Raw genomic sequence first — 23,813 nt, 5'->3', positions numbered from 1 at the left:
CTCGGCAGCCGGTTACTGGCTGGGATCGGATCAGCCCGCCGGGTGATCCGATCCCAGCCAATAACCCGAACGCCGACGGCCCGGCACCTCCGAGGAGGAACCGGGCCGTCGTATGTCGCCTGCGTCTCGATACGCCCTCGCCTGGCGGCTCGGGCTACTCGACGACCTTGATCAGCTGCAGCCGCTGGTGCTTCCGCACCCTTCGCACACGTAGCACGAGCCAGCAGGCCGCATCTTCGTGCCGCAGGTCAGGCAGAGCGGGCTGTCGACGGCGGTGCCGGTGAGCTGCTCGAGCAGCTCGGCCGTGGTCTTGGCGACCTTGGGGGCACCGGCGAGCGGGTCGGCCTCGACGATCTCGGCCTCGGTGGCTTCGGTGGTTTCGAGGCTCGTCGCGTGCGCTCCTCGCACCTCAACCACCGAAGAGTTCTCGACGAGTTCGGACGGGCTGCCGATGTCCTCCTCGAGGGGCTCGTAGGAGCCGGTCTCGAGGTGGCGCTGGCGCTCTTCGGCGGAGTAGATGCCGAGGGCGGAGCGGTCGTCGAAGGACAGGTAGTCCAGCGCCAGGCGGCGGAAGACGTAGTCCATGATCGACTGCGCCATGCGCACGTCCGGGTCGTCGGTGAGGCCGGCGGGCTCGAAGCGCAGGTTGGTGAACTTCGAGACGTAGGTCTCCAGCGGGACGCCGTACTGCAGGCCGATCGAGACCGCGATCGAGAAGGCGTCCATCACACCGGCCAGGGTCGAACCCTGCTTGCCGAGCTTCAGGAAGATCTCGCCGAGGGTCTGGTCGTCGTGCGCACCCGAGGTCATGTAGCCCTGGGCGCCGGCCACCGTGAACGAGGTGGTGCGAGCCAGGCGGGACTTCGGGAGGCGCTTGCGGGTCGGGGCGTAGACGACCTTCTCCACGACCTTCTCGATGACCTTGGCAGCGTCCGCCGCGTCGGCAGCGTCAGCCGCGTCCTTCTTGGCCTTGCCGCCGCCGTCGGCCAGGGGCTGGCCGACCTTGCAGTTGTCGCGGTAGATCGCGGTGGCCTTGAGGCCGAGCTTCCACGACTCCATGTAGATGGTCTCGATCTCCTCGACCGAAGCGGACTCCGGCAGGTTGACCGTCTTGGAGATCGCGCCCGAGAGGAACGGCTGGCAGGCAGCCATCATCTTCACGTGGCCCATGGGCTTGAGCGAACGCTCACCCATCGCGGTGTCGAAGATTTCGTAGTGCTCGGTCTTGAGGCCGGGAGCGTCGACGACGTGGCCGTGCTCGGCGATGTAGGCAACGATCGCCTCCACCTTCTCGGCGTCGTAGCCCAGCTTGCGCAGCGCACGCGGAATCGTCTGGTTGACGATCTGCATCGAGCCGCCACCGACGAGCTTCTTGAACTTGACCAGCGAGAAGTCCGGCTCGATGCCGGTCGTGTCGCAGTCCATCATGAAGCCGATGGTGCCGGTCGGCGCGAGCACCGAGGCCTGTGCGTTGCGGAAGCCGTTGGTCTTGCCGAGCTCGACGACCTTGGCCCACTCGGCCGAAGCCAGCTTGTGCACCTCGGCGTCGGAGATGTGCAGCGGGCGGACCGTGTCGTTGGCCGCCTGGTGCTTGCGCATCACGCGGTTGTGGGCCTCGGCGTTGCGGGCGTAACCGGCGTACGGACCGACGATCTCGGCCAGCTCGGCCGAACGGCGGTACGACGTACCGGTCATCAAGGACGTGATCGTGGCTGCCATCGCGCGGCCACCGTCAGAGTCGTAGCCCAGGCCCATCGCCATCAGCAGGGCGCCAAGGTTGGCGTACCCGATGCCGAGCTGGCGGTAGTCGCGGGTCGTCTGGGCGATCGGCTCGGTCGGGAAGTCGGCGAAGCAGATCGAGATGTCCATCGAGGTGATGATCAGCTCGACGGCCTTCGCGAACAGCGGCGCGTCGAACGTGTCGTCGTCCTTGAGGAACTTCATCAGGTTCAGCGACGCGAGGTTGCACGAGGAGTTGTCGAGCGACATGTACTCCGAGCACGGGTTGGACGCGGTGATCCGGCCCGTCTCCGGGTTGGTGTGCCAGTCGTTGATCGTGTCGTCGTACTGCAGGCCCGGGTCGGCGCAGGCCCAGGCGGCCTCGCTGATCTTGCGGAACAGGGTGCGGGCGTCGACGGTCTCGATGACCGAGCCGTCCTTGCGCGAACGCAGGCCGAACTCGCGACCCTCTTCGACGGCGGTCATGAACTCGTCGTTGACGCGGACCGAGTTGTTGGCGTTCTGGTACTGCACGGACGTGATGTCCTTGCCGCCCAGGTCCATGTCGAAGCCGGCGTCACGCAGGGCGCGGATCTTGTCCTCTTCGCGCCACTTGGTCTCGACGAACTCCTCGATGTCGGGGTGGTCGACGTCGAGCACGACCATCTTGGCCGCACGACGCGTGGCGCCGCCCGACTTGATGGTGCCCGCCGAAGCGTCCGCGCCGCGCATGAAGGAGACCGGGCCGCTCGCCGTACCACCGGAGGACAGGAGTTCCTTGGAGGAGCGGATGCGGGAGAGGTTCAGGCCGGCGCCGGAGCCGCCCTTGAAGATGAAGCCCTCTTCCTTGTACCAGTTCAGGATCGAGTCCATCGAGTCATCCACCGAGAGGATGAAGCAAGCGGAGACCTGCTGCGGGGACTGCGTGCCGACGTTGAACCAGACCGGAGAGTTGAAGGAGAAGTACTGGTTCACGAGCAGCCAGGTCAGCTCGTGGTCAAAGATCTCGGCGTCCACCGCAGACGCGAAGTAGCCGTTCTCGATGCCGGCCTTGGTGTAGCGGGAGACGACCCGGTCGATGAGCTGCTTGAGACCGCGCTCGCGCTCGGGGGTGCCGACGGCGCCACGGAAGTACTTCGTGGTGACGATCGTCGAAGCGTTGAGGGACCAGAAGTCGGGGAACTCGACACCGAGCTGCTCGAAGACGGTCTCGCCGGTCTTCCAGTTCTGCTGGACGACGTCGCGACGCTCCCAGTTGATGGCGTCGTAGGGGTGCACGCCCTCGGTGCTGAAGATCCGCTCGATCTTCAGACCCTTCTTGCGCGCACCGGTCGCTGTGCCTGCTTCGGTGTTGCTGGCCGTCTCGGTCATGTCTCTCCTGGTCTCCTGGTACGTCGTGCGGCGGTGTTGTTCAGAACTGATTCAAAGCTGATTCAAAACGGGTGAATCCGAGAAAGGGGGGTGGCCCGGCAGGCGGCTTCCCCACCACCTGCCGGGCGTCTGTGGTCAACCCGTTGGGGCTGGTTCGCTCTGCAACTGCCGCTCGGCACGCAGGAGAGCGATCTCGTTCTCGAAGTCGGCCGCGGAGTCGAACCCGCGGTAGACCGAGGCGAAGCGAAGGTAGGCCACCTCGTCGAGGCGACGAAGGGGGGAAAGGATCGCCAGGCCCACCTCGTGGGCGGCGATCTCGGGACTGCCGGCGAGGCGCAACTGGTCTTCGACCTCCTGGCCCAGGCGGGCCAGGTCGTCCTCGTCGACGGGGCGACCCTTGCACGCCTTGCGCACACCCGAGACAGCCTTCTCGCGGGTGAACGGCTCGGTGGCGCCGGAACGCTTGAGCACCGTCAACTGCATGGCCTCGACCGTGGTGAAACGCTTCTCGCAGTCCAGGCACATCCGGCGGCGGCGGATCGCACATCCGTCGTCGGACACCCGGGAGTCGAGGACCTTCGTGTCACTGTGCTTGCAGTAGGGACAGTGCATGAGCCCTCCTCACGAGAACCTGGCGGCGGATTGCTGTGGACAGAGGGGGAGCCTCCTGTGCACAACGGGGCAAAATCTGTGCGTTTCCACCCCTCGTCCTGTGGACTAGATGTGGAGAACTACATCGTTGTAACTACTAGATGTAGTGGTAACCGTACGCCCCGACCACCACGGGTGCAAGACCGGGGGCCAACGAGTTCACGGAAGTTTCTCCGGGGGCGTCATTTGCGCTCAGGAACGGCCCATCGGAGGGTTGAGGGGACACGTCAGCCACCCATCGGACACAATGACGCCGTGGCGGGAGGCAAGCGTTCCGGGGACCGGGTCAAAGCAGGGTTCCGACCCGACCTCCTGCTGCTCGCCGTCGGCATCACCTTCGCCCTCGTGGCCTGGGGATACCTGGTTTTCGCCGCCATCGACTTCGGCGCCACGGCCCGCCACGACGGCAAGGCCGGCGCCTGGTTCTTCCTGCTCGTCGCCTGCATGGGCGCGATGTTCTGCCTGTTCCTGGCGTTCATGCTCGCCGTGCGCCTCTCCCGTGCGGTCGGATGGAGCGAGGGCCCGACGCCCCGAGTGAAGCGGGACCCGGCTGCCCCCAAGGGTGGCAAGCGCGCCGCTCGGTAGCACCCGGCTCGCCCCGATGCGAACAGCGCGAAGGGCGAGGCCGGCTGCATGAGCCAGGCCCCGCCCCTCGTCTTCCCCTGCACCCGTCGGGGTCGAAGCGACGGGCGAGTTTGGTCTCGAGACGGTTGCTGCGCAACCTCCTCGACCAACGGCTCGCTACTCGGTGGGCACGCGGAGCTGCTGGCCGGCGTAGACCATGCTCGAGTCGAGCGTGTTGAGCTGCTGGATCTGCTCCATCACCGAGCGCACGTTGTCGCCGGTCGTCGCGGCCACGTCGCTGGCCAGGCCCCACAGGGTCTCGCCCGGAGCGACGGTCACGATCTCGACGGCGGGCTCGCCGCCACCCTCGCGGGTCGCGGCAGAACCGGCGGCGAGCCACACGGCTGCCGCAGCGACGACCAGGAGGGCCAGCACCAGCACGACGAGCCGGCCGCGGCGGGTCAGCCGGACCTGGCCGGCCTGGCTGCGGGCACGCACCGGGCGAGCCGTCGTCGTACGACGAACGGTGGAGACCTGCGGGGCGAACGTGATGGTGCTCATGGAAACCTCCGGGGGAAGTGGACGGGCCATGTCTAGTCAGACCGTCCGACAGAAGCTGATCGATCAGGCGTTCGATCGAACATGTGTACGAGACTAGATCAGGTGTTCGAACAAATCCAGTACCTGTTCGAACAGACGCTCGACGGCGTGTCGCGACACGCCCCTTCGAACAGATGTTTGAAGAAGGGCCGGTTCATCGGTTAGCGTCGTCACATCCGAACCGGGCGACTTGCCGGAAGACTTGGGAGGGCATCCATGGCTGACAAGGCCAAGACCACGACTGGCAGCACCGTCACGGAGCTGCCCGACGGACCTCCGGACGCCAGTGGGCTGACCGCACGCCAGCTGCGCGTGCTCGCCCACATCAAGGACAGCATCGAGAAGCGCGGCTACCCGCCGAGCATGCGCGAGATCGGCCAGGCCGTCGGTCTGACCAGCACCTCCAGCGTCGCCCACCAGCTGCGCACCCTGGAGGAGAAGGGCTACCTCAAGCGCGACCCCAACCGGCCGCGCGCCCTCGAGGTCTTCCTGCCCGAGGTGATGGCCGCCCGCCGCGCGATGTCGACGGTCGAGGAGACCGGCCATGACGGGTACGACGACACTGGCATCAACGACGCTGCGCCCGCCCCCCGCAACGTCCCGGTCGTCGGCCGGATCGCCGCCGGTGGCCCGATCCTGGCCGAGGAGCGCGTCGAGGACGTGTTCCCGCTCCCCCGCCAGCTCGTCGGCGACGGCCAGCTCTTCCTGCTCCAGGTCAGTGGTGAATCGATGATCGACGCGGCGATCTGCGACGGCGACTACGTGGTGATCCGCCAGCAGCCGACGGCCGAGAACGGCGAGATCGTGGCCGCCATGATCGACGGCGAGGCAACGGTCAAGACCTTCCAGCGCAAGGCCGGGCAGGTGTGGCTGCTGCCGCACAACCCCGCGTTCGAGCCGATCGACGGCACCAACGCCACGATCCTGGGCAAGGTCACGGCGGTCCTTCGCCGGGTCTGACGTAAGGTCAGGGGGTTCAATCCATCGACCATGAAGGCCGAGCTTCCCCATGACGCGCCGCAGCAACCTGCCCTTCTCGGGGCTGCTCATCGCCCTGCTTGCCCTCCTCCTGCTCGTGCCGTCCCTCGGCACCGCAGCACAGGCCGACCCCACGGATCCAGCGGCTCCCGCCGGCCCGGGTGCGCCCGCGGCTGAGACTCCGCGGGAAGTGGCCGAGCAGGCGCTCGAGGCGGCGGAGGAACTGCTCGACCCGACCGCTGCGCCGGCCACGACGAAGGCCGACCGCGAGCACGGCAAGGACGTGACCCTGGCGCTGCGCGACCTCGCCGCCAGCCGGGCCGACCTGCCCAAGGACAAGAAGGATGACGCCGGGCGCCTGCTCGCGCGCCCGACCGACGGCCTCGGCGCCTCCGGCAGCTACGAGTGCGACGGCAACAACGGACCGCCCTGCTACCAGACGCCGGAGAACACGCCCCTGTGCAGCGGCTACCTCTGCGTGCACTACGTCGACGGAGCCGACGCGAGCGCCGCCGACCCGGAGAACAACGGCACGAGTGGTCGCTGGTCCGGCACCGACGCCGCCTACCCCGACTACGTCGAGTTCGTCTGGCAGGCCTTCTCCGTGGTGGCGAACGCCTACACGAACGCTGGCTACCAGCGGCCCGCGAGCGACGGGTTCATCGGTGGCAACGGCGCCGACAAGGTGGACATCTACATCGCTGAACTCGGCCAGTTCGGCATCTACGGGTACTGCGCGACCGACGAGAACATCAGCGGCCAGGGCCCGGCGCCCGCCTACTGCGTCGTCGACAACAACTACAGCAGCGCCGACTACCCCAACCACACGCCGGCCGACAACCTCAAGGTCACCGCTGCCCACGAGTACTTCCACGCCGTGCAGTTCGCCTACGACGCGAACGAGGACGGCTGGTTCATGGAGGGCACCGCCACCTGGGCCGAGGACGAGCTGTTCAACTCCATCAACGACAACCGCTCCTACCTCCCCTACGGTCCGCTCGGCGTACCCAGCCAGCCGCTCGACCGGTGGGGCAACCTCGCGCAGTACGGGTCGTGGATCTTCTTCCGGTACCTCGGCGAGCGCTACCCCACCGCCGAGGGCCTGATGCCCGTGATCATCCGCAGGATGTGGGAGAAGGCTGGCGCCGGCGGCCAGTACTCCGTCCAGGCCATCACCTCGACGCTGACGGACCTGCGCACCACCATGAACGTCCAGTTCGCGGGGTTCGCCTTCTGGAACCGGAACCCTGCCCAGTACTACTCCGAAGGCGCCGGCTACCGGCCCGCGCCGCTGTACGGGACCTACAACCTCAGTGGCTCCGCGCCCTCCAAGAGCCTGCGGATCCAGCTGCACCACCTGAGCGCCAAGCACTACCGGTTCGTCCCCAAGATGACCGGGGCGTGGCGGCTGCGGGTCCAGCTCAACCTCAACTACCTCATCGCCGGCGGCGCTGCGGTCGTGACCGTCAAGAAGAAGGGCCAGGCGCCCGTCGCCAAGATCGTCGCGCTCAACAGCGCCGGCGACGGGGTGTCCCTGCACACCTTCGGTGGAGCAGTCGACTGGGTCGAGGTGGCAGCCGTCAGCGCCAGCACCCGCTACGTCAGCTGCGGCACACGCAACTTCGAGTGGACCTGCGGAGGTGTTCCGAAGGACGACTCCGTCTACCAGAGCATCATCGTCAAGGCTGTGCGCTGAGCCGCTTCAACGCGGCCCGGACCATGGCCGGGTCGGTCGTCGCCCACATGGGCGGCAGGCTCGACTTCAGGAACGAGCCGTAGCGCGCCGTCGCGAGCCGTGGGTCGAGTACGGCGACCACGCCACGGTCGGACGTCGTACGGATCAAGCGACCCGAACCCTGCGCGAGCAGCAACGCCGCATGGGTGGCAGAGACCTGCATGAAACCGTTGCCGCCGGCCTTGTCGGCCGCCTTCGAACGGGCACTCATCAACGGGTCGTCGGGGCGCGGGAACGGGATCCGGTCGATGATGACCAGCTGGCAGGTGTCCCCCGGGACGTCGAGGCCCTGCCACAGTCCGAGGGTGCCGAACAGGCAGGTGTGCGGGTCCTCGACGAACTGGCGGGCCAGCTCCGGCAACTGGGCCTCGCCCTGGGCCAGCGTGGTCAGGTGCGGCAGCGCGGTGCGGACGTGCTCGGCCGCAGCCTCGGCCGCACGGCGGCTGGAGAACAGGCCCAGGGTGCGGCCCTCGGCGGCATCGACCAGTTCGGTGATCTCGTCGAGCTGCGCTTGACCGAGGCCGTCGCGTCCCGGCGGGGGCAGGTGCTTGGCGACGTAGAGGATGCCCTGGCGGGGGTAGTCGAACGGGCTGCCGACGTCGAGGCCGCGCCACGGTTGGGCGTCGGACGTCTCGATACGGTCGCTCGTTCCTCGCGACCTACTCGACGAACTTGCGAGCCTGCCGGCTGAGCGTTCGGAAGGCTTGAGGCCGACCGATGTGGCGATCGAGTCGAAGTCGCCGCCGAGCATCAGGGTGGCCGACGTCAGCACCACGGTGTTGTCGGTCAGGAGCTTGTCGCGCATCGGACCCCACACCTGCAGGGGCGCGACACACAGCGTCGGCGGGATCCGGTCGGTGCCCTCGGTGCGCCAGAGCACGTCGGCCTCCGAGCAGGCAGCCATCCGCTCGGCGGTCGCGAAGACCTCCTGCACCATGCCCTTGGCCTGTGTGAAGGCCGGGTCCGGCTCCTTGCCTGCCTCGGCCTTGGGGAAGGCGGACGCGCAGGCCCGGGCAGCGTCGCGGACCAGCACCAGGGCATCGGACAGTTCCTCGGGCAAGGTCTCGAACCGCCCCGCCGGCGCCTCGGAGACCGCGGAACGCAGGGCGTCAGCCGCGTCGGCCAGGTCATCGGCCTCGTTGCCCTCGACGTGGCGGATGCTGCGGCGGGCAGCCCGCTCGACCTCGGCCGCCCAGAGTTCGTCGGTCGCAGCCTGGGTCACCCGGGCGGCGAGTTCGTGCGCCTCGTCGATGACGACGGCGTCGTACTCGGGAATCATCGGGATGCCCTCGATCGCGTCGATCGCGAGCAGCGAGTGGTTGGTGATGATCAGGTGCGAACGCTGCGCCTTCTCCTTCGCACGCTCGGCGAAGCACTCCTCGCCGTACGCGCACTTGCTGGCACTGAGGCACTCGCGCGCGGAGACGCTGACCTGGCGCCACTCCTTCTCGGTGTGCCGCGGGGCCTCGTCACGCTCGCCGGTCGCCTTGTCCTTGGACGCCTTCTCGGCCCACTTGCGTAGTTCGAGGACCTTCGCGCCCATCGTCCCCTCGGGGATCTGGATCAGCTCGCCCTGCTCGTCGGGCGCCCCCTCGCGGATCCGGTGGAGACAGGCATAGTTCGAGCGGCCCTTGAGGACGGCGTACGTCGCGTCGAGACCCGGCGTCGTGCCGACCGCCTTGACCAGTCGGGGCAGGTCCCGCTCGACGAGCTGGTGCTGGAGGGCGAGGGTCGCCGTGGCGATCACCACGCGCCGGTCGTGGAGCAGCGCGGGAACGAGGTAGCCCAACGACTTCCCGGTGCCGGTGCCCGCCTGGATGAGCAGGTGCTCCTTGTCCGCGAACGCACCCGCCACGGCGTCGGCCATCGCGACCTGGCCGTCACGCTCCTGGCCGCCGAGTGCGGCCACCGCGGTCGCGAGCAACTCCCGGACGGGGTTGGTCTGCGATACGGCGTCAGTGGTCACCGGAGAACCCTAGATGGTCCGACCGACGACGGCGGACGCCCCTCCACAGGCGTCTCGCTACTCGACGAACTTGGCGGGCGAGTACGTGCCGCCACGGATGACGGACCGGACCTCGTCGACCGTGATGGAGTGCGGATCGAAGTCGGCGAGCCACCAGGTCGCCCCCGCGGCGCGGAACGCCGCCAGGTCCGCGTCCGCCGGCAACGTCACCGCGACGTCGTACGACGACGGGGGCTCACCCACGCGCAGGTCGGCGATCTTCGCGACAGCCTCGGCCAGCTGGTCCGGGTGCTCGAGGTTGACCGGCACGAAGCCGTCGTGGCGCGCCGCTCGATGCAGCGGGCGGATCCTGCCGGGGAATCCGGCGATCCAGACCGGCACCGTCGGCTGCACCGGACGCGGCAGGAACGCGACGTCGTCCACGGTGAAGTGTTCGCCGTGGTGCTGCACCGCATCACCCGTCCACGCCTGGCGGAGGATCGCCAGTGACTCGTCGAGCATCCCCGCGCGGGCCCGGTCGTCCTCCTCGTCGCCGAACCGCGAGAACTCACCACCGAACCGGTCGCTGCCGAGGCCGGCTCCGAGGGTCAACCGCCCGTTGCTCAGCCGATCCAGGGTGGCGGTGTGGCGAGCGACCACCTGGGGGCGGCGCCGCGGCAACGCGGTCACCATCGGGCCGAGGCGGATCGTCGACGTGGCTGCTGCCATCGCGGCCAGGGTGATCCACGGGTCCGCGGCCGCCTGCACGGGCTCACGCCAACGGACGTGGTCCCACACGAAGAACCCGTCCCAACCGGCTTCCTCGGCCTCGGCGGCGAGGCGCGCCACGACCAGCGGGTCGGCGAGCTCGTCGAACAGCGGGATCCAGATCGCCGACTTCATCGCGTGAACTCCACCAGTGCCCCGACGAACTGGTCCCACACCGGGCGCGGCACGTCGTGCCCGGCGCCGGGGAGCACCACCAGTTCGGCATCGGGGATCGCGTCGCGCAACGCTTCGCCGTGGGACACCGGGAAGACGGGGTCGAGCTCCCCGTGGACGACAAGGGTCGGCACGCGCAGGTCGGCAAACCCTCCGTTGCGCGGGCCGTCGAAGTCCATCGCGTAGTGGTTGCCGAGGGTGGCGGCGATGTCGCGGGTCCTCGCGATGTCCGTGACCGCGAGCTCCCGGACGGCTGCCTCGTCGAAGTGGGGCGAGGCGCCGGCGTACGCACGCAGGGCCGCGACGAGGTACTCCACGACGGCCGCGCCATCGGTCGGGTCGGGGTCCGGCGGTACGTCGAGCTCCCCCATCGGCAGGTCGCCGGGCGTGGTGGTCACCAGGGTGACCGAACGGGTTCGCTCCGGGTGGTCGAGGCCGAGGAAGAGCGCGATGCCCCCGGACATCGATCGGCCCACGACATGGGCGCTCTCGACGCCGAGGACGTCGAGGAGGCCGACCGCGTCGGTGGCGAGGTCACTCATCGCGTAGCCCGGCCGACCGACCGGGAAGCTGCTCGAGCGGCCGGTGTCCCGCTGGTCGTAGCGGATCACGAAGCGCCCGGCCGCGGCCAGACGCTCGCACAGTTCGGTCTCCCACCACACGAGGGACGCGCAGGCCCCGTGGATCAACAGCAGGGCTGGGTCGGTGGGCGAGCCGAAGGTCTGGGCGCAGAGGGTCACGCCGTTCACGTCGTAGCTGGTCTCTGGTGTCATGCGGTCGACGCTAGGCCCGCGCAGTGTTTCTGAAAAGCGATTACTTTCGATCAAGTCCATCGCTCTGTACGATGCTTCCTGTGTACGAGCTCCGCCACCTCCAGGCCCTCGACGCGGTCGCCGACGAAGGCACCTTCAGCCGCGCCGCCGCGCGGCTGGGCTACACGCAGTCGACCTTGAGTCAGCAGATCGCCGCCCTGGAGCGCGCGGTGGGCGGGGCAGTGTTCGACCGGCCCGGTGGACCACGACCCGTCCGCCTCACAGCACTCGGTCGACTCGTGCTGAACGGTGCCCGCTCCGTCCTGGACCGGTCGCGCTCACTGCGCGACGACGTCGCGCGGTTCCACGCCGGGGACGGGCGGATCGACGTCGGGACCTTCCAGACCGTCACCAACGTGCTGCTGCCGACGGTGGTCGGGCGACTCCGCGCCGAGCACCCTGACTGCGACATCCGGCTGTTCGAGGACGAGGACGACACACCCGATCCCGGCGACCTCGACGTGCTCTTCCTCGACGCGGCAGGCGGCGACGGCGTCGACAGCACCTTGATCCTCGAGGACCACCACGTGCTCGTCGCGCGCCGTGGCGAGTTCGCGGAAGGCGCGGTCGCGCTCAAGAAGCTCGACGGGATGCCGATGGTCGCGCTCCCGGCGATCTGCGACCAGGCCCGAGTGGAAGGGCACCTCGCCGAGCATGGAGTCGTCCCGGATGTCGTCTTCCGTACGGCGGACAACCAGGCCGTCGTCTCCGTGGTCCGCGCTGGACTCGGCTGCGCGATCATGCCGCTGCTGGCCATCACCGCACCGGACGCCGGCGACGACATCGTCCTGCACCCGCTGCGGGGCAACCTGCCGCCACGGCAGATCTACGCGCTCACCCGGGGCGCCCTGTCTCCACTCGCGCAGCGACTGGTGGCCGTCGCCCAGGAGCACGGCGCCGAACTGACCCGAGCCGGAGCCTGTCGGCTCTGACTCAGCCGAGCAGGTCCCGCACCCGGTCGGCCACCCGGTCACCGAAGACCCGGTGCCCAGCAGGGTCGGGATGCAGGTCGTCGTCGAGGTAGGTGAGGTCCACGTCGATCATCGACAGGTAGGCCGTCCCCTGGTCCGCCGCGAGCCGCGCGAGGGCGGCGTCCACCGCCTCGACATCCGTCCGCGGGCGTTCCGGCGCCGGCGGCGGGCCGACGATCAGCACCTGCCGCCCGTCGAGCACCTGCATCAGGCGCGCGAAGCCGGCTTCGAGGTCCTCGAGGGACTGGTCGTAGTCGTTGAGCCCGCCTTCGACGACGACCAGAGCGGTCGACGTGCGCAGCGAGCGGGCGGCACGCGTCGCGAAGGAGGCGTCGCCGCACTGGCTTGCCCCGACCGTGAACCCGCTGCCGGAGAAGCCGTCGACGCGGACCCGGCCAGGCAGCCGCACCGGCCACGAGTCGCGCGCCCGGACACCGGCGCCGACGGAGTAGGAGTCGCCGATCACGAGGACGTCGGCACCGGCCCCGGTCACGACTGCTGCCCGCTGCTCGGCGCGTTCGCCGACCAACCCGCAACGGTCGGTCCGGGCACCTGCGCGGCCCAGAACCGTCGTACTCACGGCGGCGACGAGGAGCACCGTGAGGACGGCCAGCAGCAGCCGAGGGCGGTGGTGGGTGAAGTGCCGAGTCACGCCGAAATCATCCGTCCTACCAACTGAATTTGCTGCCGAACGGCCCAGATCGCGACAAATCTGGTTGGTGCGTCGCACGCAGACGCAGGGGCGCGATGGTCAGACGGCGTACGTCGCGAGGTCGCCCGCGAGCGCTTCACTCGCGCGACCGGTGACGTGGCTGCCGTCGGCGGTGTGCTCGATGGTGGCGATCTCGCCGTCCTTGTGGATCCGGTCGATCAGGTCGCCGCGGGCGTAGGGCACCAGCGCGGAGAACTCGACCCGCGGTCGCGGCAGGTCGGCCTCGATCAGGGCGAGCGCCTCCTTGATGCCCTCACCCGTGTGGGCGGAGACAGCAATGGAGTGCGGCTCGCGGCGCAGCAGGCGGTCGATGACGAGCGGGTCCGCGGCGTCGATCTTGTTGATCACGACCAGTTCGGGGACGCCCCCGGCGTCGATGTCGGCGAGCACCGCACGGACCGCGGTCAACTGGCCTTCGGGGTCGGGGTGCGAACCGTCGACGACGTGGACGATCAGGTCGGCGTCGGCCACCTCTTCGAGGGTCGAGCGGAATGCCTCGACCAACTGGTGCGGCAGGTGCCGCACGAAGCCGACCGTGTCGCTCATCGTGAAGATCCGGCCGTCGCCGGTCGTGGTACGACGAGTGGTGGGATCGAGCGTCGCGAAGAGGGAGTCCTCGACGAGCACTCCCGCACCCGTCAGCCGGTTGAGCAGCGAGGACTTGCCGGCGTTGGTGTAGCCCGCGATGGCGACCGAGGGGATGTGGTTGCGACGGCGCTCCTGGCGCTTGGTGTCGCGGGTCCCCTTCATCACCTTCAACTCGCGGCGGAGCTTGGCGATCTTGTCGTTGATCCGGCGGCGGTCGGTCTCGATCTTGGTCTCACCGGGACCACGGCCACCGATACCGGCACCGTCGGCACCGACGCGGCCACCGGCCTGGCGCGACAGGCTGCCACCCCAACCACGCAGCCGCTGCTTCATGTAGCTGAGCTGGGCCAGCTCGACCTGCGCCTGGCCTTCGGCCGACTTCGCGTGTTGGGCGAAGATGTCGAGGATCAGGGCGGTCCGGTCGACGACCTTGACCTTGACCCGGTCCTCCAGGTTGCGGAGCTGGGAGGGGGCGAGCTCACCGTCGCAGATCACGGTGTCGGCGCCGCTGGCCTGGACGATCTCGGCCAGCCCCTCGACCTTGCCGCGGCCGATGTAGGTCGCCGGGTCGGGCGACTGGCGGCGCTGGTAGATCGCGTCGAGCACCTCGGAACCGGCGGTCTCGGCGAGCAGCGCGAGCTCGGCCATGGCGTTCTCGTGATCCTGGACGGTGCCCTCGGTCCACACCCCGACGAGCACGACGCGCTCGAGCCGGAGCTGGCGGTACTCGACCTCGGAGATGTCCTCGAGCTCGGTGCGCAGACCGGCGACGCGACGCAGTTCGTGGCGCGCGGCCAGGTCCATGTCGCCCGCGGTGGGCTCATCGGCGGAGGCGGGCGCGTACCCGGACTCGAAGGTGTCGTTGTCGGGGTCGTCCCAGCCCTCGGTGGCGCGCAGTGCGGAATCGAGGGAGAAGTCTTCAGCATGGTTCGTCATAGGCGTGTCCAGCGTAACGACGAACCGTCCCAAAGGCTTCCCGATTACCGGGGGCGGACGACGAACGGTCCCTCGCGCACCAACTGCGGTGCCGCACTCCTTGCGTTGCCGCAGTTTGTGCGGCACCATGGAGGTATGACCTCACCACTCCCAGGACCGCCGGCTGACGCGCTCGACGTCGTACGACGGGCGCTGGACGAAGCGGAAGCCCGCGATTCCGTCGGGGCCCTGCCCTACCTTCGAGAAGCCGCCGATCGCCTCACCGACATCCTCGACGAGGCCATGGCGGCCGCCGTGTTGACCGGCCAGGCGTCCCTGCGTGGGGCAGGGGCACAGGCCGGGCTCACGGAGAACGCCGTCGGCCCCCGACTGGCGCGCACCCGCAGCCTTGCGGCGTACGCCGACGACCGGGGACGGGTGACGGCCGCAGGGGTCGAACGAGCGAAGTACGACCTCGAAACCGGTCAACCGCGGCAGCCCGCCGCAGCCCCGGCGCCGATGCGGTTCAAGCCGCGCCGGCCCCAATGAATGGAGGAATCATGACCCGAGCCGATCTCACCCACCTGTACTTCCTGCTCGACCGCAGCGGATCGATGCAGTCCATCAAGGCCGACACCGAAGGCGGTTTTGCCGCCTTCATCGCCGAGCAGCGCGCCGTCCCGGGCGATTGCCGGGTCACCCTCGCCCAGTTCGACAACGAGTACGACGTCGTGTTCGCCAACGTCCCGATCGCGGACGTGCCGACACTCGACCTGCAGCCGCGCGGCTCGACCGCACTGCTCGACGCGATGGGTCGCCTGATCACCACCGCCGGCCAGGAGTTGGCCGCGCTGAAGGAGGACGAGCGCCCCGGCACCGTGATCGTCGCCGTGATGACCGACGGCCACGAGAACGCCAGCCAGGAGTGGACCCACCCCGCGATCAAGGCGCTCGTGGAGCAGCAGACCAGCAGCTTCGCGTGGCAGTTCCTCTACATGGGCGCCGACCAGGACGCCATCGAGGTCGGCGCGAGCCTCGGCGTCGCCGCCGGCGCCTCCGTCACCTACGGCCGCGGCAAGAGCCGCGACGTGATGGCCATGACCTCGCAGAAGCTGGGCAAGCTCCGCGGCGACCGGTTCGCGGCCCCCGTCGGCGCACCGGCTCCGATGATGGACGCCTACTCCGCCGAGGAACGCGAGGCCGTCGCCGACTGACCCGCCGGGTCCGGTTCGAGGGTCTTCTGCCACAGCACGGTCCCGACGGCGTCGTACAAGCGCACGGTCAGCTCGCCGGAAGGTGCGATGGCGAGCTGACCGATGTGCTGGTTGTCGGGGCGCGGCGCGATCTTCACCGGGAGGGGTTCGTCCTTGCCGTGGGTGAAGTGCACGAGCGGGCCGAAGGTGCGGTCGAGCTCGTCGGGGCGCGCCGTGAACGGCGAGCAGTGCAGCGGCCCCGAGATGAACTCCCAGAACGGGTCGAAGTCGGTGAACGTCGCCCGCTCCGGGGAGTAGTGATTGGCCGCCGTGTAGTGCACGTCGGCCGTGATCCAGACGACGTTCTTGACGCCGTACCGCTTGATGGCCGACAGGATGCGACCGATCTCGGGCTCGCGACCCATCGGGCGGCCGTGGTCGCCATTCGCGATGCCGTCCAGGTCATGGAGTTGGCGGACCGGCGCTGACAACGGTTGGTCGATGGAGATCACCTTCCACGTCGCCGTCGACCTGCGCAGGCTCGCGATCAACCAGTCCTCCTGCTCGCTGCCGAGCATGCCGCGCGGTGCCCGCGCGTCGCGCGGATCGGCCTCGGGGTTGGAGCCGCGGAAGCTGCGCATGTCGAGCAGGAACAGGTCGAGGTGCTGGCCGCGCGGGATCGTGCGATAGATCCGGGTCGGTGCGAAACCGTCACCGTCCGCCGACACCAGGCGCTCGACCGGCACCGGCTGGTACTCCTGCCACGCCCGCCGCCCGCGCAGCGCCAGGACGTCGGCGCGCCGCTCGGTGTAGCGCTCGTCGTCGATCGTCTCGCCGGGCCACCAGTTGTTGCACGTCTCGTGGTCGTCCCACTGCACGGCCGACGGTACGGCGGCGTAGAACTCGCGCACGTTGTCGTCACGCAGCGGGTAACGGTGCCGACCGCGGAAGTGGTCGAGCGTCTCGGCCACGACCATCACTTCTTCGGTCAGTTCGTTCTGCCAGGTGCTGCCGTTCTCGAGCAGGAGCTTGGAGGACTCCATCGGCTCGTCGGCGTAGATCGTGTCACCGACGTGGATGAACAGGTCCGGCCGCAGGTCGAGCATCGCGCGGTAGCCGGTCATCCCGCCGCGCGATCGGTCGATCCCCCAGCCCTGGCCGTTGGTGTCACCCGACCACACGATCGTCTGCGCTCCCCCGTGGATGGGTGCCGTGGCGAAGGAGGCGAACTGCGGCGCGCTCCGTTCCCCCTCGGGCGTCTCGAACCACACCTCGGCCTCGAACTCCCGTCCGGCGGCCAGGCCGGTGAGGTGCATCCGGGCCGTGAAGTCGGTGCGCGGATCGGCCCAGCGGCCGCGGATCGTCCGTCGCAACAGGCCGCCGCTGTACAGGCGCGCCATCATCCGGCTCGGCTCGACGGCCCGGGACCACAGGACGGCGGAGTTCGTGGTGACCTCACCACTGCGCACGCCCGTGGTCAGGTCTCTGCGTCGTTCGACGAAGTTCGGCCACCGGTCGGCCAGACCGAGGATCGAGGCGCCGGACAGACCGGCCACCACCGTCGTACGGCGGCCGACTCGCAACTCACCGAGGCGGGTCTGGTCGTCCCAGAGGAGCGTCACGTTCGGTAAGGCAACCGGTTCACAGCGACCGGGATGCGATCACCGGTGGACGACGGGGTGAACGTCACAGAACGGTTGACGCGGTCGGCCATAGCCACACGGCTCTGCGCGTCGTTGTACCGGCATGCGTGGTTCACCGGGGTCCGAGAAGAGGGTGTTTCTTGCCTGCGCCGCTGTCCTCATCCTGGTGACCGTCGGCATCATCATGATGCTCGGCCCCGGATCACCGGAGCGGGCCGTCGATGATGCGCGCCCCCGAACGGGCGACGACCTCACGACGCTCCCGACCGAACCGGCCGCGCCGACAAAGTCGAAGAAGGCGGTGCCGGCGGCGGACACGGATGCCCTGCCCCTCGCCCTGCAGAGCAACTTCCCGGGTCTCGGTGCTCCGCCCGGCATCAGCGGCGACAGCGACGTGTTCTCGCTCCCGAAGCACAAGCTCACGATCCGCTTGTCGGCCCCGAGTGCCCTCGGCCCCATCGCCTACGTCATCCCGACCAGCATGGAGCACTCGCAGGGAACGCTCGTGGAGAACGGCAGGACGTGGTCGCTCACCACCACGGTGTACGGCAACCCCGACTACGCGGTGGTCTTCGTCCAGGCAGGTCCGGGCGGGCAACCCGAGTCCTGCGTGATCACCGTGGACGGCAGGGTCACCGAACGGCGATCGACCGAGGGTCCGTACGGCGCCATGTGGTGCCAGGGCTGAACCAGCCCCGGCACCATCGCTGGCTACTTCGGGCTACTTCGGGGGCATCCGGATGCCGCCGTCGACCCGGACGACCTCACCGTTCATGTACGAGTTGGTGAGGCACTCGATGACCATGCTGGCGAGCTCGTCGGGCGTGCCGAGGCGCTTCGGGAACAGCACGTTCTGACCGAGGTTGGCCTTGAACGCGTCCGATGCCTCGCCCTCGCCGTAGATCGGGGTGTCGATCAGGCCGGGGGCGACCGTGTTGAGGCGGATGCCGGCGGCCGAGAGGTCGCGGGCGACGGGCAGGGTCATGCCGACCACGCCACCCTTGGAGGCGGAGTACGACGCCTGGCCGATCTGGCCGTCGAAGGCAGCCACGCTGGCCAGGTTCACGATCGCGCCGCGGCAACCATCGGCGTCGGGCTCGTTGAGGCTCATCGCGGTCGCCGCCTGGCGAACCATGTCGAACGTGCCGATCAGGTTGATGTGGACGACCTTGGTGAAGGCCTCCAGCGAGTGGGCCGACTCGAGCTGGCCGTCGCGACCGATGGTGCGCTGCGCCCAGCCGATGCCGGCCGAGTTGACCACGGCGCGCAGCGGCGCGATGTCGGATGCGGCCTTGACGGCAGCAGCGATCTGCTCGGTGTTCGTGACGTCGACCTGAGCGAAGACGCCGTTGATCTCGGCAGCAAGGGCCTCGCCCTTGTCGGCCTGCAGGTCGGCGACGACGACGGTCGCGCCCTTGGCAGCGAGCTGGCGAGCGGCCGCGGCACCAATGCCCGACGCGCCGCCCGTGACGATGGCGGAGGTTCCAGTGAGTTCCATGCGTCGGACTCTAGCGATCGGTGGAACAGGTTTCAGAGTGAGGCCGCCCGCGGCCGGCCTCAAAACCTCAGAGTGAGGTGCGGCCCTCGGCCAGGATCACCGCGGGGCCGGTCATCAGGATCCGGTCGTCGGTCGTCCAGGTGATCCGCAGCGTCCCGCCGGGGAGGTCGATCCGGTACTCGGTGTCGCGCTCGGCGCCATCGGCGAGAGCGGCGGCCACCATCACCGCGCAGGCGCCGGTCCCGCAGGAGCGAGTCTCGCCGGAGCCGCGTTCGTGGACCCGCATGGCCACGTGGCCCGGCCCTCGTCGTACGACGAACTCGACGTTGACGCCGTGGGGATAGACGGCGTCGTCATGGATGGGCGGCTCGAGGAGCGGGCCGATGTCGGCGAGGTCGGCGCCTGCGTCGAGGAAGGCCACGGCGTGGGGGTTACCCATGTCGACGTGGAGAGCCGGCCAGGACTGGTCGCCGATCGACACCTGGGTGTCCTCGAGGACCTTCGGCGTACCCATGTCGACGGTGATCTCGCCGTCGGCGGCACCGCCGGCAAAGGTCAGCACCTTCACGCCGTCGCGCGTCGCGACGGGCACGGGGGCGGAGGGATCGGCCAGGCCCTCGACCGCGAGGTGGCGCCCGAAGACCCGGATGCCGTTGCCGCACATCTCGGAGATCGAGCCGTCGGCGTTGCGGTAGTCCATGAACCACTCGGCATTCTGACCGGCGGCATCCGGGCTGACGACGGAGCGGATGACGCGCAGGACACCGTCACCACCGATGCCGGCACGGCGGTCACACAGCGCGCGCACCCGGGCCGGGTCGAGGTCGCCGTGGACCGTGCCGTCGTGGTCGGGGAGCAGCACGAAGTCGTTCTCGGTGCCGTGGCCCTTGAGGAAGGCGTAACTCTCGGGGAAATCAGCCATAGAGGCCGTCCTTGTAGGACTCGCCGTAGTAGGCGTCGAGCTCTTCGAGCGGGGTGTCGGGACGCTCCAGGCGGTGCGCGAGTACGGCGCGACGCGGGACCTTGCCGTCGGGGTTCCAGGACTCCGGCTGCCACAACTGCGAGCGCAGGAACGCCTTCGCGCAGTGGAAGAAGACGGTCTCGATCTCGACGACGACTGCCAACAGCGGCCGGTGGCCCTTGACCACCATCTCGTCGAAGAACGGGGCGTCGCTGACGAGCCGGGCGCGTCCGTTGATCCGCAACGTGTCGCCGCGACCGGGGATCAGGAAGTTCAGCCCGACGTGCGGATTGGCAAGGATGTTGCGGTACCCGTCTGCGCGACGGTTGCCGGGCCGCTCGGCGAGCGCGATCGTCTGGTCGTCGATGACGTGGACCAGTTGGCCGGCCGGGTCGCCCTTCGGCGACACGTCGCAGCGACCTTCGGCGTCAGCGGTGCCGAGCACGCAGAACGGCGTGGCCGCGAGCCAGTCGCGGTCGACCTCGGTCAGGGTGGAGCGTTCCTTGCCCCGGGCCGCTGCCGTCGGTTCCCCCAGCAACGCGCTCAGGGCGTCGTCGCTGGTGATCTCGGTCCAGGCGGGGGTACTCACCCCGCAATCGTAGGCGGTGGGGGTCAGTCCGGGTCGACGACCAGTGCCGAGCCCCCGCCCCGACGCGTGGGCTCGGCCACCGCGGTCAACTGACCCGCGGGCCCAACCTCGATCGCCGCCACGGCACCGATCTCCGATGCGCTGGTCCCGGGCGGGCCGGCGACGGACAGCGTGTGTCCGTAGTCGGCCAGCGCGGCGCCGTACGCATCGATGAAGGCCTGCTCCGCTGTGACCACCGGGCCGTTGCGCTGGGAGGCCCGTGGAGCAGCGACCGCGTCCGGCAACGACATGCCGAGATCGAGCCGGTTCAGCAACACCTGCAGGACCGTCGTGATGATGGTCGATCCACCCGGCGAACCGAGCGCGAGCACCGGCTCGCCGTCGCGGAGCACGATCGTCGGCGACATCGAGCTGCGCGGGCGCTTGCCCGGCTGGATCCGGTTGGGGTCCGTCTCGGCGTACACAGTGCTGAAGTCGGTCAACTCGTTGTTGAGGATGAAGCCGCGATCGGGCACCACGATCCCCGACCCGCCGGTCTGCTCAATCGTCAGCGTGTAGGCGACGACATTGCCCCAGCGATCGGCGGTCGTCAGGTGAGTGGTCGAGAGGTTCTCGGTGTCGGCGTCGGCAGCCGGTGCCGCCGCGCCCACTTCGCAGACCCCGTCGTACGACGTCACGTCGCCGGCGGGCACCGGCTTCGTCGCCGCGACGGCCGGGTCGATCAAACAGGCCCGCTCCTTGGCGAAGGTGTCGTCGAGCAACTGCGCGGTCGGTACGTCGACGTAGGCCGGGTCGCCGACGTACCTCCCGCGGTCGGCGAACGCGAGCGCGGTCGACTCGAGGTAGTGGTGGACGGCATCGACGGGGCCCATCGCGGCGAGGTCGAACTGCTCGAGGATGTTGAGGGACTCACCGACCGTCGTACCGCCGGAGGAGGACGGCGCCATGCCGTAGACGTCGTGACCGCGATAGGAGACGTGGGTCGGTTGCTGGACCAGGGCTTCGTAGCCGGCGAGGTCCCCTGTCGTCATGCTGCCGGGCGGTGCGGGCAGGTCGGTGTCGCCGCTCAACGGCGGATGCTGGACGTTCTCGGCGATCTCACCGGCCAATTGTCCGTCGTAGAACCAATCGGTGCCCCGGGCCCCCAGGAGTCGGTAGGTCCTGGCCAGGTCGGGGTTACGGAACAGGCTTCCGACGGCCGGCACGCCATCGGCGAGGTAGAGGTCAGCGGTGCTGGAGAAGGTGCGGAAGCGGTTGGCGTTCTCGGCGGTCTGCAGGTGGAAGGTCTCGTCGACGACGAAGCCACGCTGCGCCAGGGTGGCCGCGGGCTTCAGCGCGTCCTTGAGCGAGAGGCTGCCCCACCGGTCGAGGGCCTCCTGCCACGTGGCCGGCGTGCCCGGAACGCCGACCGAGACGCCACTGGTGACCAGGTCCGGGCTGAACGGGTACGGCGCCCCGGTCGCCGGATCGATGAAGGCGTCGGACGGCATGGCCGCAGGGGCGGTCTCGCGACCGTCGATGGTGGTGACCTCACCGGTGGCCGCGTCGTAGTGGACGAAGTAGCCGCCACCACCGATCCCGGCACTGTAGGGCTCGGTCACACCGAGCGCCGCCGCCGTCGCGACGGCCGCGTCGACCGCGTTGCCGCCGCGTTCGAGGACCTGTAGCCCGATCGCCGAGACATCGGGGTCCACGGAACTCACGGCGCCGCCATGCCCCACCGCCACCGGGGTCTTGGGCGGCGCGTCCGGGGCGGGCGGGTCGGCACTGGCCGGAGCGACCAGCGCAAGGGCGAGTGCAGTGACGGACGTGGTGACGAGGGCGGTGGTTCGGCGCACGGTTCCTCCCGAGAAGTGCAGAGCCGGTCCTTCACCATCCCCCCGGGGTCCCCCCTGCTGTCAAGGTGCGCGGTCTACGGGCGGTCCTCCTTGAGCACACCATCGACTTCGTAACGGGCGGTCACGAAGGCCCCGTTCTGAGCGGTCTCCACGAGCTTCAACTCCAGTCGGCGCGGGAGGATCGGCCGACCGGCACCGAGGGTGACCGGCGCGATCGAGACCACCACTTCGTCGAGAAGACCGGCGTCCGCGAACTGTCCGGCGAGGTCTCCCCCGCCCACCACCCAGACGCCGAGGTCACCGGCCGCCGCCCGGGCCGCGTCGATGATGTCGGTGACATCGCCCTGCGCGAACCGCACGTCGGCGCCGTCCGGGACCGGGAGTTCGCGGGACGTCATCACCCAGGACGGCTGCGGGTAGGACCACGCGTCGCCGGTCCTCTCGTTGTGGGCGAGCACCCATTCGTAGGTCGTCGAGCCCATCACGAGGGCGCCGATGTCCTTGATGAAGGCGCCGTAGTTCTGGGCGCCTGCCTCGTCCAGGTCCTGGCGCATCAACCAGTCCAGGGAGTCGTTCGGGTCGGCGATGAAGCCGTCGAGCGTGGTGGCGGTGTAGTAGGTGACGGTCATTTGTCTTCTCCCAGTTCGCGGCGCAACCACATGATCGGGTCGCCCTCATCGGTGGTGACTCCGGCGGCGCGCAGCATCACGCGGGCCAGTTGCCGCCGGTGGGCGGCGTAGGTCAGGACGTGCGCGAGCACGCTGCTCAGCACGAAGCTCTCCGGCGGGTCGCAGAGCGCGTCGACGAGCCGGTCGTTCCACGCACCGCGGCGGTCGATGTCGCGCACCGTCGCCAGCCAGCGTGGCGCCACGGCGTCGTGGCGTTCGAGCAGTTCGGCGGGGTCGGACGGGTTGGCGGACGGCGGGGTGTCGAGCCCTTCGATCGACGCCAGCCAGATCTCCTTCGAGAACACCTGCCGGTGCAGGACGGCGGCAATCGACTCCTCCGCGCCATCCCACGAAAGCACCGTGTGGCCGGGCATCCGCACCTCGTTCCATTCCGCTGCCGACAGACCCTTGGCCTGCACGATCAGGTCCCGGGTGTCGTCGAGGTCGTGGCGCACCTGTTGTTCGGTGACGGGGTTCATCGGCTGCTCCTCGGCGTGCACCCACAGATGCATGGGCGGGTGGAAGTGGATGCCGTTCGCGGCCGGCAGCCACGTGCTGGAGGTGCCGTCGCCAGCCCGGGCAACGGTCTCGCTCGGCGGATGACCGTAGGCGCGGGCGAACGCGCGGCTGAAGCCCTCCAGCGACTCGTATCCCGCCTCCCAAGCGGCGTCCGTGACCGTGGAGCCGTGCCGCAACTGCCACGCGGCCCGCTCGAGCATCACCCGGCGTCGCATCGCCACGGGCGCCTCGCCGACGTCCCGGGCCAGCACCCTGCTGAAGTGGTACGGCGACGCGTAGGCGCCGTCCGCCATCTGATCGAGCGTCCGGTTGTCCTCGTCGAGCACCGCGTCGAGGAGTTCGCGCAGGCGATCCCGTCCGGGGCGGGGCGGCGGCGTGGTCATGGGGTCCAGTGTGGTCCC

22 protein-coding genes are annotated in these 23,813 nt (G+C 69.3%); 7 read left to right on the top strand and 15 right to left on the bottom strand.

The features are described from left to right. Positions 1 to 171: 171 nt before the first annotated feature. Positions 172 to 3,090: a vitamin B12-dependent ribonucleotide reductase gene (locus HRC28_RS08060; protein ID WP_182379602.1), complete on the bottom strand. Its 2,919-nt coding sequence runs from the start codon at positions 3,088 to 3,090 to the stop codon at positions 172 to 174. A gap of 135 nt (positions 3,091 to 3,225) precedes the next feature. Next, the gene (gene nrdR / locus HRC28_RS08055) at positions 3,226 to 3,702 is read right to left on the bottom strand and encodes a transcriptional regulator NrdR (protein WP_182379601.1); all 477 of its coding nucleotides are present in this window, start codon (positions 3,700 to 3,702) and stop codon (positions 3,226 to 3,228) included. A 294-nt stretch (positions 3,703 to 3,996) separates the two neighbouring features. Here nrdR and HRC28_RS08050 point away from each other — a divergent pair, with 294 nt between their 5' ends. Continuing rightward, positions 3,997 to 4,326 carry a hypothetical protein gene (locus tag HRC28_RS08050; RefSeq protein WP_182379600.1) on the top strand — a complete coding sequence of 110 codons (330 nt, stop codon included), beginning with the start codon at positions 3,997 to 3,999 and terminating at the stop codon, positions 4,324 to 4,326. Positions 4,327 to 4,482: 156 nt separating this feature from the next. Here HRC28_RS08050 and HRC28_RS08045 read toward each other — a convergent pair whose 3' ends face one another. After that, positions 4,483 to 4,866 carry a LysM peptidoglycan-binding domain-containing protein gene (locus HRC28_RS08045; RefSeq protein ID WP_182379599.1) on the bottom strand — a complete coding sequence of 128 codons (384 nt, stop codon included), beginning with the start codon at positions 4,864 to 4,866 and terminating at the stop codon, positions 4,483 to 4,485. Positions 4,867 to 5,121: 255 nt separating this feature from the next. Here HRC28_RS08045 and lexA point away from each other — a divergent pair, with 255 nt between their 5' ends. Beyond that, positions 5,122 to 5,865, top strand: a complete 744-nt coding sequence (gene lexA / locus HRC28_RS08040) for a transcriptional repressor LexA (RefSeq protein ID WP_182379598.1) — start codon at positions 5,122 to 5,124, stop codon at positions 5,863 to 5,865. Between the two features lie 49 nt (positions 5,866 to 5,914). Beyond that, positions 5,915 to 7,579 carry an MXAN_6640 family putative metalloprotease gene (locus HRC28_RS08035; RefSeq protein WP_182379597.1) on the top strand — a complete coding sequence of 555 codons (1,665 nt, stop codon included), beginning with the start codon at positions 5,915 to 5,917 and terminating at the stop codon, positions 7,577 to 7,579. On the opposite strand, the gene HRC28_RS08030 is transcribed toward HRC28_RS08035, so the two are convergent. Genes HRC28_RS08030 through HRC28_RS08020 form a run of 3 tightly spaced genes read right to left on the bottom strand, consistent with a single transcriptional unit; the run spans position 7,563 to position 11,278 of the window. Further along, on the bottom strand, positions 7,563 to 9,584 hold the full coding sequence (locus HRC28_RS08030; RefSeq protein WP_182379596.1) for an ATP-dependent DNA helicase: 2,022 nt from the start codon (positions 9,582 to 9,584) through the stop codon (positions 7,563 to 7,565). The genes HRC28_RS08035 and HRC28_RS08030 overlap by 17 nt on opposite strands. A gap of 57 nt (positions 9,585 to 9,641) precedes the next feature. Beyond that, positions 9,642 to 10,466, bottom strand: coding sequence for an LLM class flavin-dependent oxidoreductase (locus tag HRC28_RS08025; RefSeq protein WP_182379595.1), 825 nt, complete (start codon positions 10,464 to 10,466; stop codon positions 9,642 to 9,644). Beyond that, positions 10,463 to 11,278: an alpha/beta hydrolase gene (locus HRC28_RS08020; RefSeq protein WP_182379594.1), complete on the bottom strand. Its 816-nt coding sequence runs from the start codon at positions 11,276 to 11,278 to the stop codon at positions 10,463 to 10,465. The genes HRC28_RS08025 and HRC28_RS08020 overlap by 4 nt, the downstream gene beginning before the upstream one ends. 80 nt (positions 11,279 to 11,358) lie before the next feature. Here HRC28_RS08020 and HRC28_RS08015 point away from each other — a divergent pair, with 80 nt between their 5' ends. After that, complete coding sequence (locus HRC28_RS08015; protein WP_202033269.1) at positions 11,359 to 12,249, top strand: LysR family transcriptional regulator; 891 nt, start codon at positions 11,359 to 11,361, stop codon at positions 12,247 to 12,249. Between the two features lies 1 nt (position 12,250). Here the strand turns inward: HRC28_RS08015 and HRC28_RS08010 are convergent, their stop codons facing one another. Together HRC28_RS08010 and hflX are read right to left on the bottom strand one after the other, a co-directional pair. Beyond that, entirely contained in the window at positions 12,251 to 12,940 is a 690-nt protein-coding gene (locus HRC28_RS08010) for an SGNH/GDSL hydrolase family protein (protein WP_182379592.1), read from the bottom strand. 99 nt (positions 12,941 to 13,039) lie between these two features. Further along, positions 13,040 to 14,392, bottom strand: a complete 1,353-nt coding sequence (hflX, locus tag HRC28_RS08005; RefSeq protein ID WP_237111839.1) for a GTPase HflX — start codon at positions 14,390 to 14,392, stop codon at positions 13,040 to 13,042. 267 nt (positions 14,393 to 14,659) lie between these two features. Between hflX and HRC28_RS08000 the strand changes: the two genes are divergently transcribed. Together HRC28_RS08000 and HRC28_RS07995 are read left to right on the top strand one after the other, a co-directional pair. Next, entirely contained in the window at positions 14,660 to 15,052 is a 393-nt protein-coding gene (locus tag HRC28_RS08000) for a hypothetical protein (RefSeq protein ID WP_182379590.1), read from the top strand. A gap of 11 nt (positions 15,053 to 15,063) precedes the next feature. After that, the gene (locus tag HRC28_RS07995; protein WP_182379589.1) at positions 15,064 to 15,717 is read left to right on the top strand and encodes a vWA domain-containing protein; all 654 of its coding nucleotides are present in this window, start codon (positions 15,064 to 15,066) and stop codon (positions 15,715 to 15,717) included. Here HRC28_RS07995 and HRC28_RS07990 read toward each other — a convergent pair. Then, positions 15,681 to 17,318, bottom strand: a complete 1,638-nt coding sequence (locus tag HRC28_RS07990; RefSeq protein ID WP_202033268.1) for an alkaline phosphatase D family protein — start codon at positions 17,316 to 17,318, stop codon at positions 15,681 to 15,683. The two genes, HRC28_RS07995 and HRC28_RS07990, sit on opposite strands and share 37 nt — an antisense overlap. A gap of 187 nt (positions 17,319 to 17,505) precedes the next feature. Here HRC28_RS07990 and HRC28_RS07985 point away from each other — a divergent pair, with 187 nt between their 5' ends. After that, entirely contained in the window at positions 17,506 to 18,027 is a 522-nt protein-coding gene (locus tag HRC28_RS07985; protein WP_182379588.1) for a hypothetical protein, read from the top strand. A 33-nt stretch (positions 18,028 to 18,060) separates the two neighbouring features. Here HRC28_RS07985 and HRC28_RS07980 read toward each other — a convergent pair whose 3' ends face one another. The 6 genes from HRC28_RS07980 to HRC28_RS07955 all read right to left on the bottom strand — a co-directional run bounded on the left by HRC28_RS07980 (position 18,061) and on the right by HRC28_RS07955 (position 23,795). Beyond that, on the bottom strand, positions 18,061 to 18,837 hold the full coding sequence (locus tag HRC28_RS07980; protein ID WP_182379587.1) for an SDR family NAD(P)-dependent oxidoreductase: 777 nt from the start codon (positions 18,835 to 18,837) through the stop codon (positions 18,061 to 18,063). Positions 18,838 to 18,904: 67 nt separating this feature from the next. Continuing rightward, positions 18,905 to 19,759, bottom strand: a complete 855-nt coding sequence (dapF, locus tag HRC28_RS07975; protein ID WP_182379586.1) for a diaminopimelate epimerase — start codon at positions 19,757 to 19,759, stop codon at positions 18,905 to 18,907. Further along, entirely contained in the window at positions 19,752 to 20,387 is a 636-nt protein-coding gene (locus HRC28_RS07970; protein ID WP_182379585.1) for a pyridoxamine 5'-phosphate oxidase family protein, read from the bottom strand. Before HRC28_RS07970 ends, dapF begins: the two co-directional genes overlap by 8 nt. 23 nt (positions 20,388 to 20,410) lie before the next feature. Further along, positions 20,411 to 22,225 carry a gamma-glutamyltransferase gene (gene ggt, locus HRC28_RS07965; RefSeq protein ID WP_182379584.1) on the bottom strand — a complete coding sequence of 605 codons (1,815 nt, stop codon included), beginning with the start codon at positions 22,223 to 22,225 and terminating at the stop codon, positions 20,411 to 20,413. A 74-nt stretch (positions 22,226 to 22,299) separates the two neighbouring features. Further along, positions 22,300 to 22,854, bottom strand: a complete 555-nt coding sequence (locus HRC28_RS07960; protein WP_182379583.1) for a dihydrofolate reductase family protein — start codon at positions 22,852 to 22,854, stop codon at positions 22,300 to 22,302. Continuing rightward, a complete protein-coding gene (locus HRC28_RS07955; protein ID WP_182379582.1) occupies positions 22,851 to 23,795 on the bottom strand; it encodes a helix-turn-helix domain-containing protein in 945 nt (314 codons plus the stop codon). The genes HRC28_RS07960 and HRC28_RS07955 overlap by 4 nt, the downstream gene beginning before the upstream one ends. Positions 23,796 to 23,813: the final 18 nt, after the last annotated feature.

This window comes from Nocardioides sp. WS12 (genome assembly GCF_014108865.1).
Classification (GTDB): Bacteria; Actinomycetota; Actinomycetes; order Propionibacteriales; family Nocardioidaceae; genus Nocardioides.
Note: the sequence above shows the minus strand (reverse complement) of the source record. Positions and strands in the feature narration are given on the sequence as shown.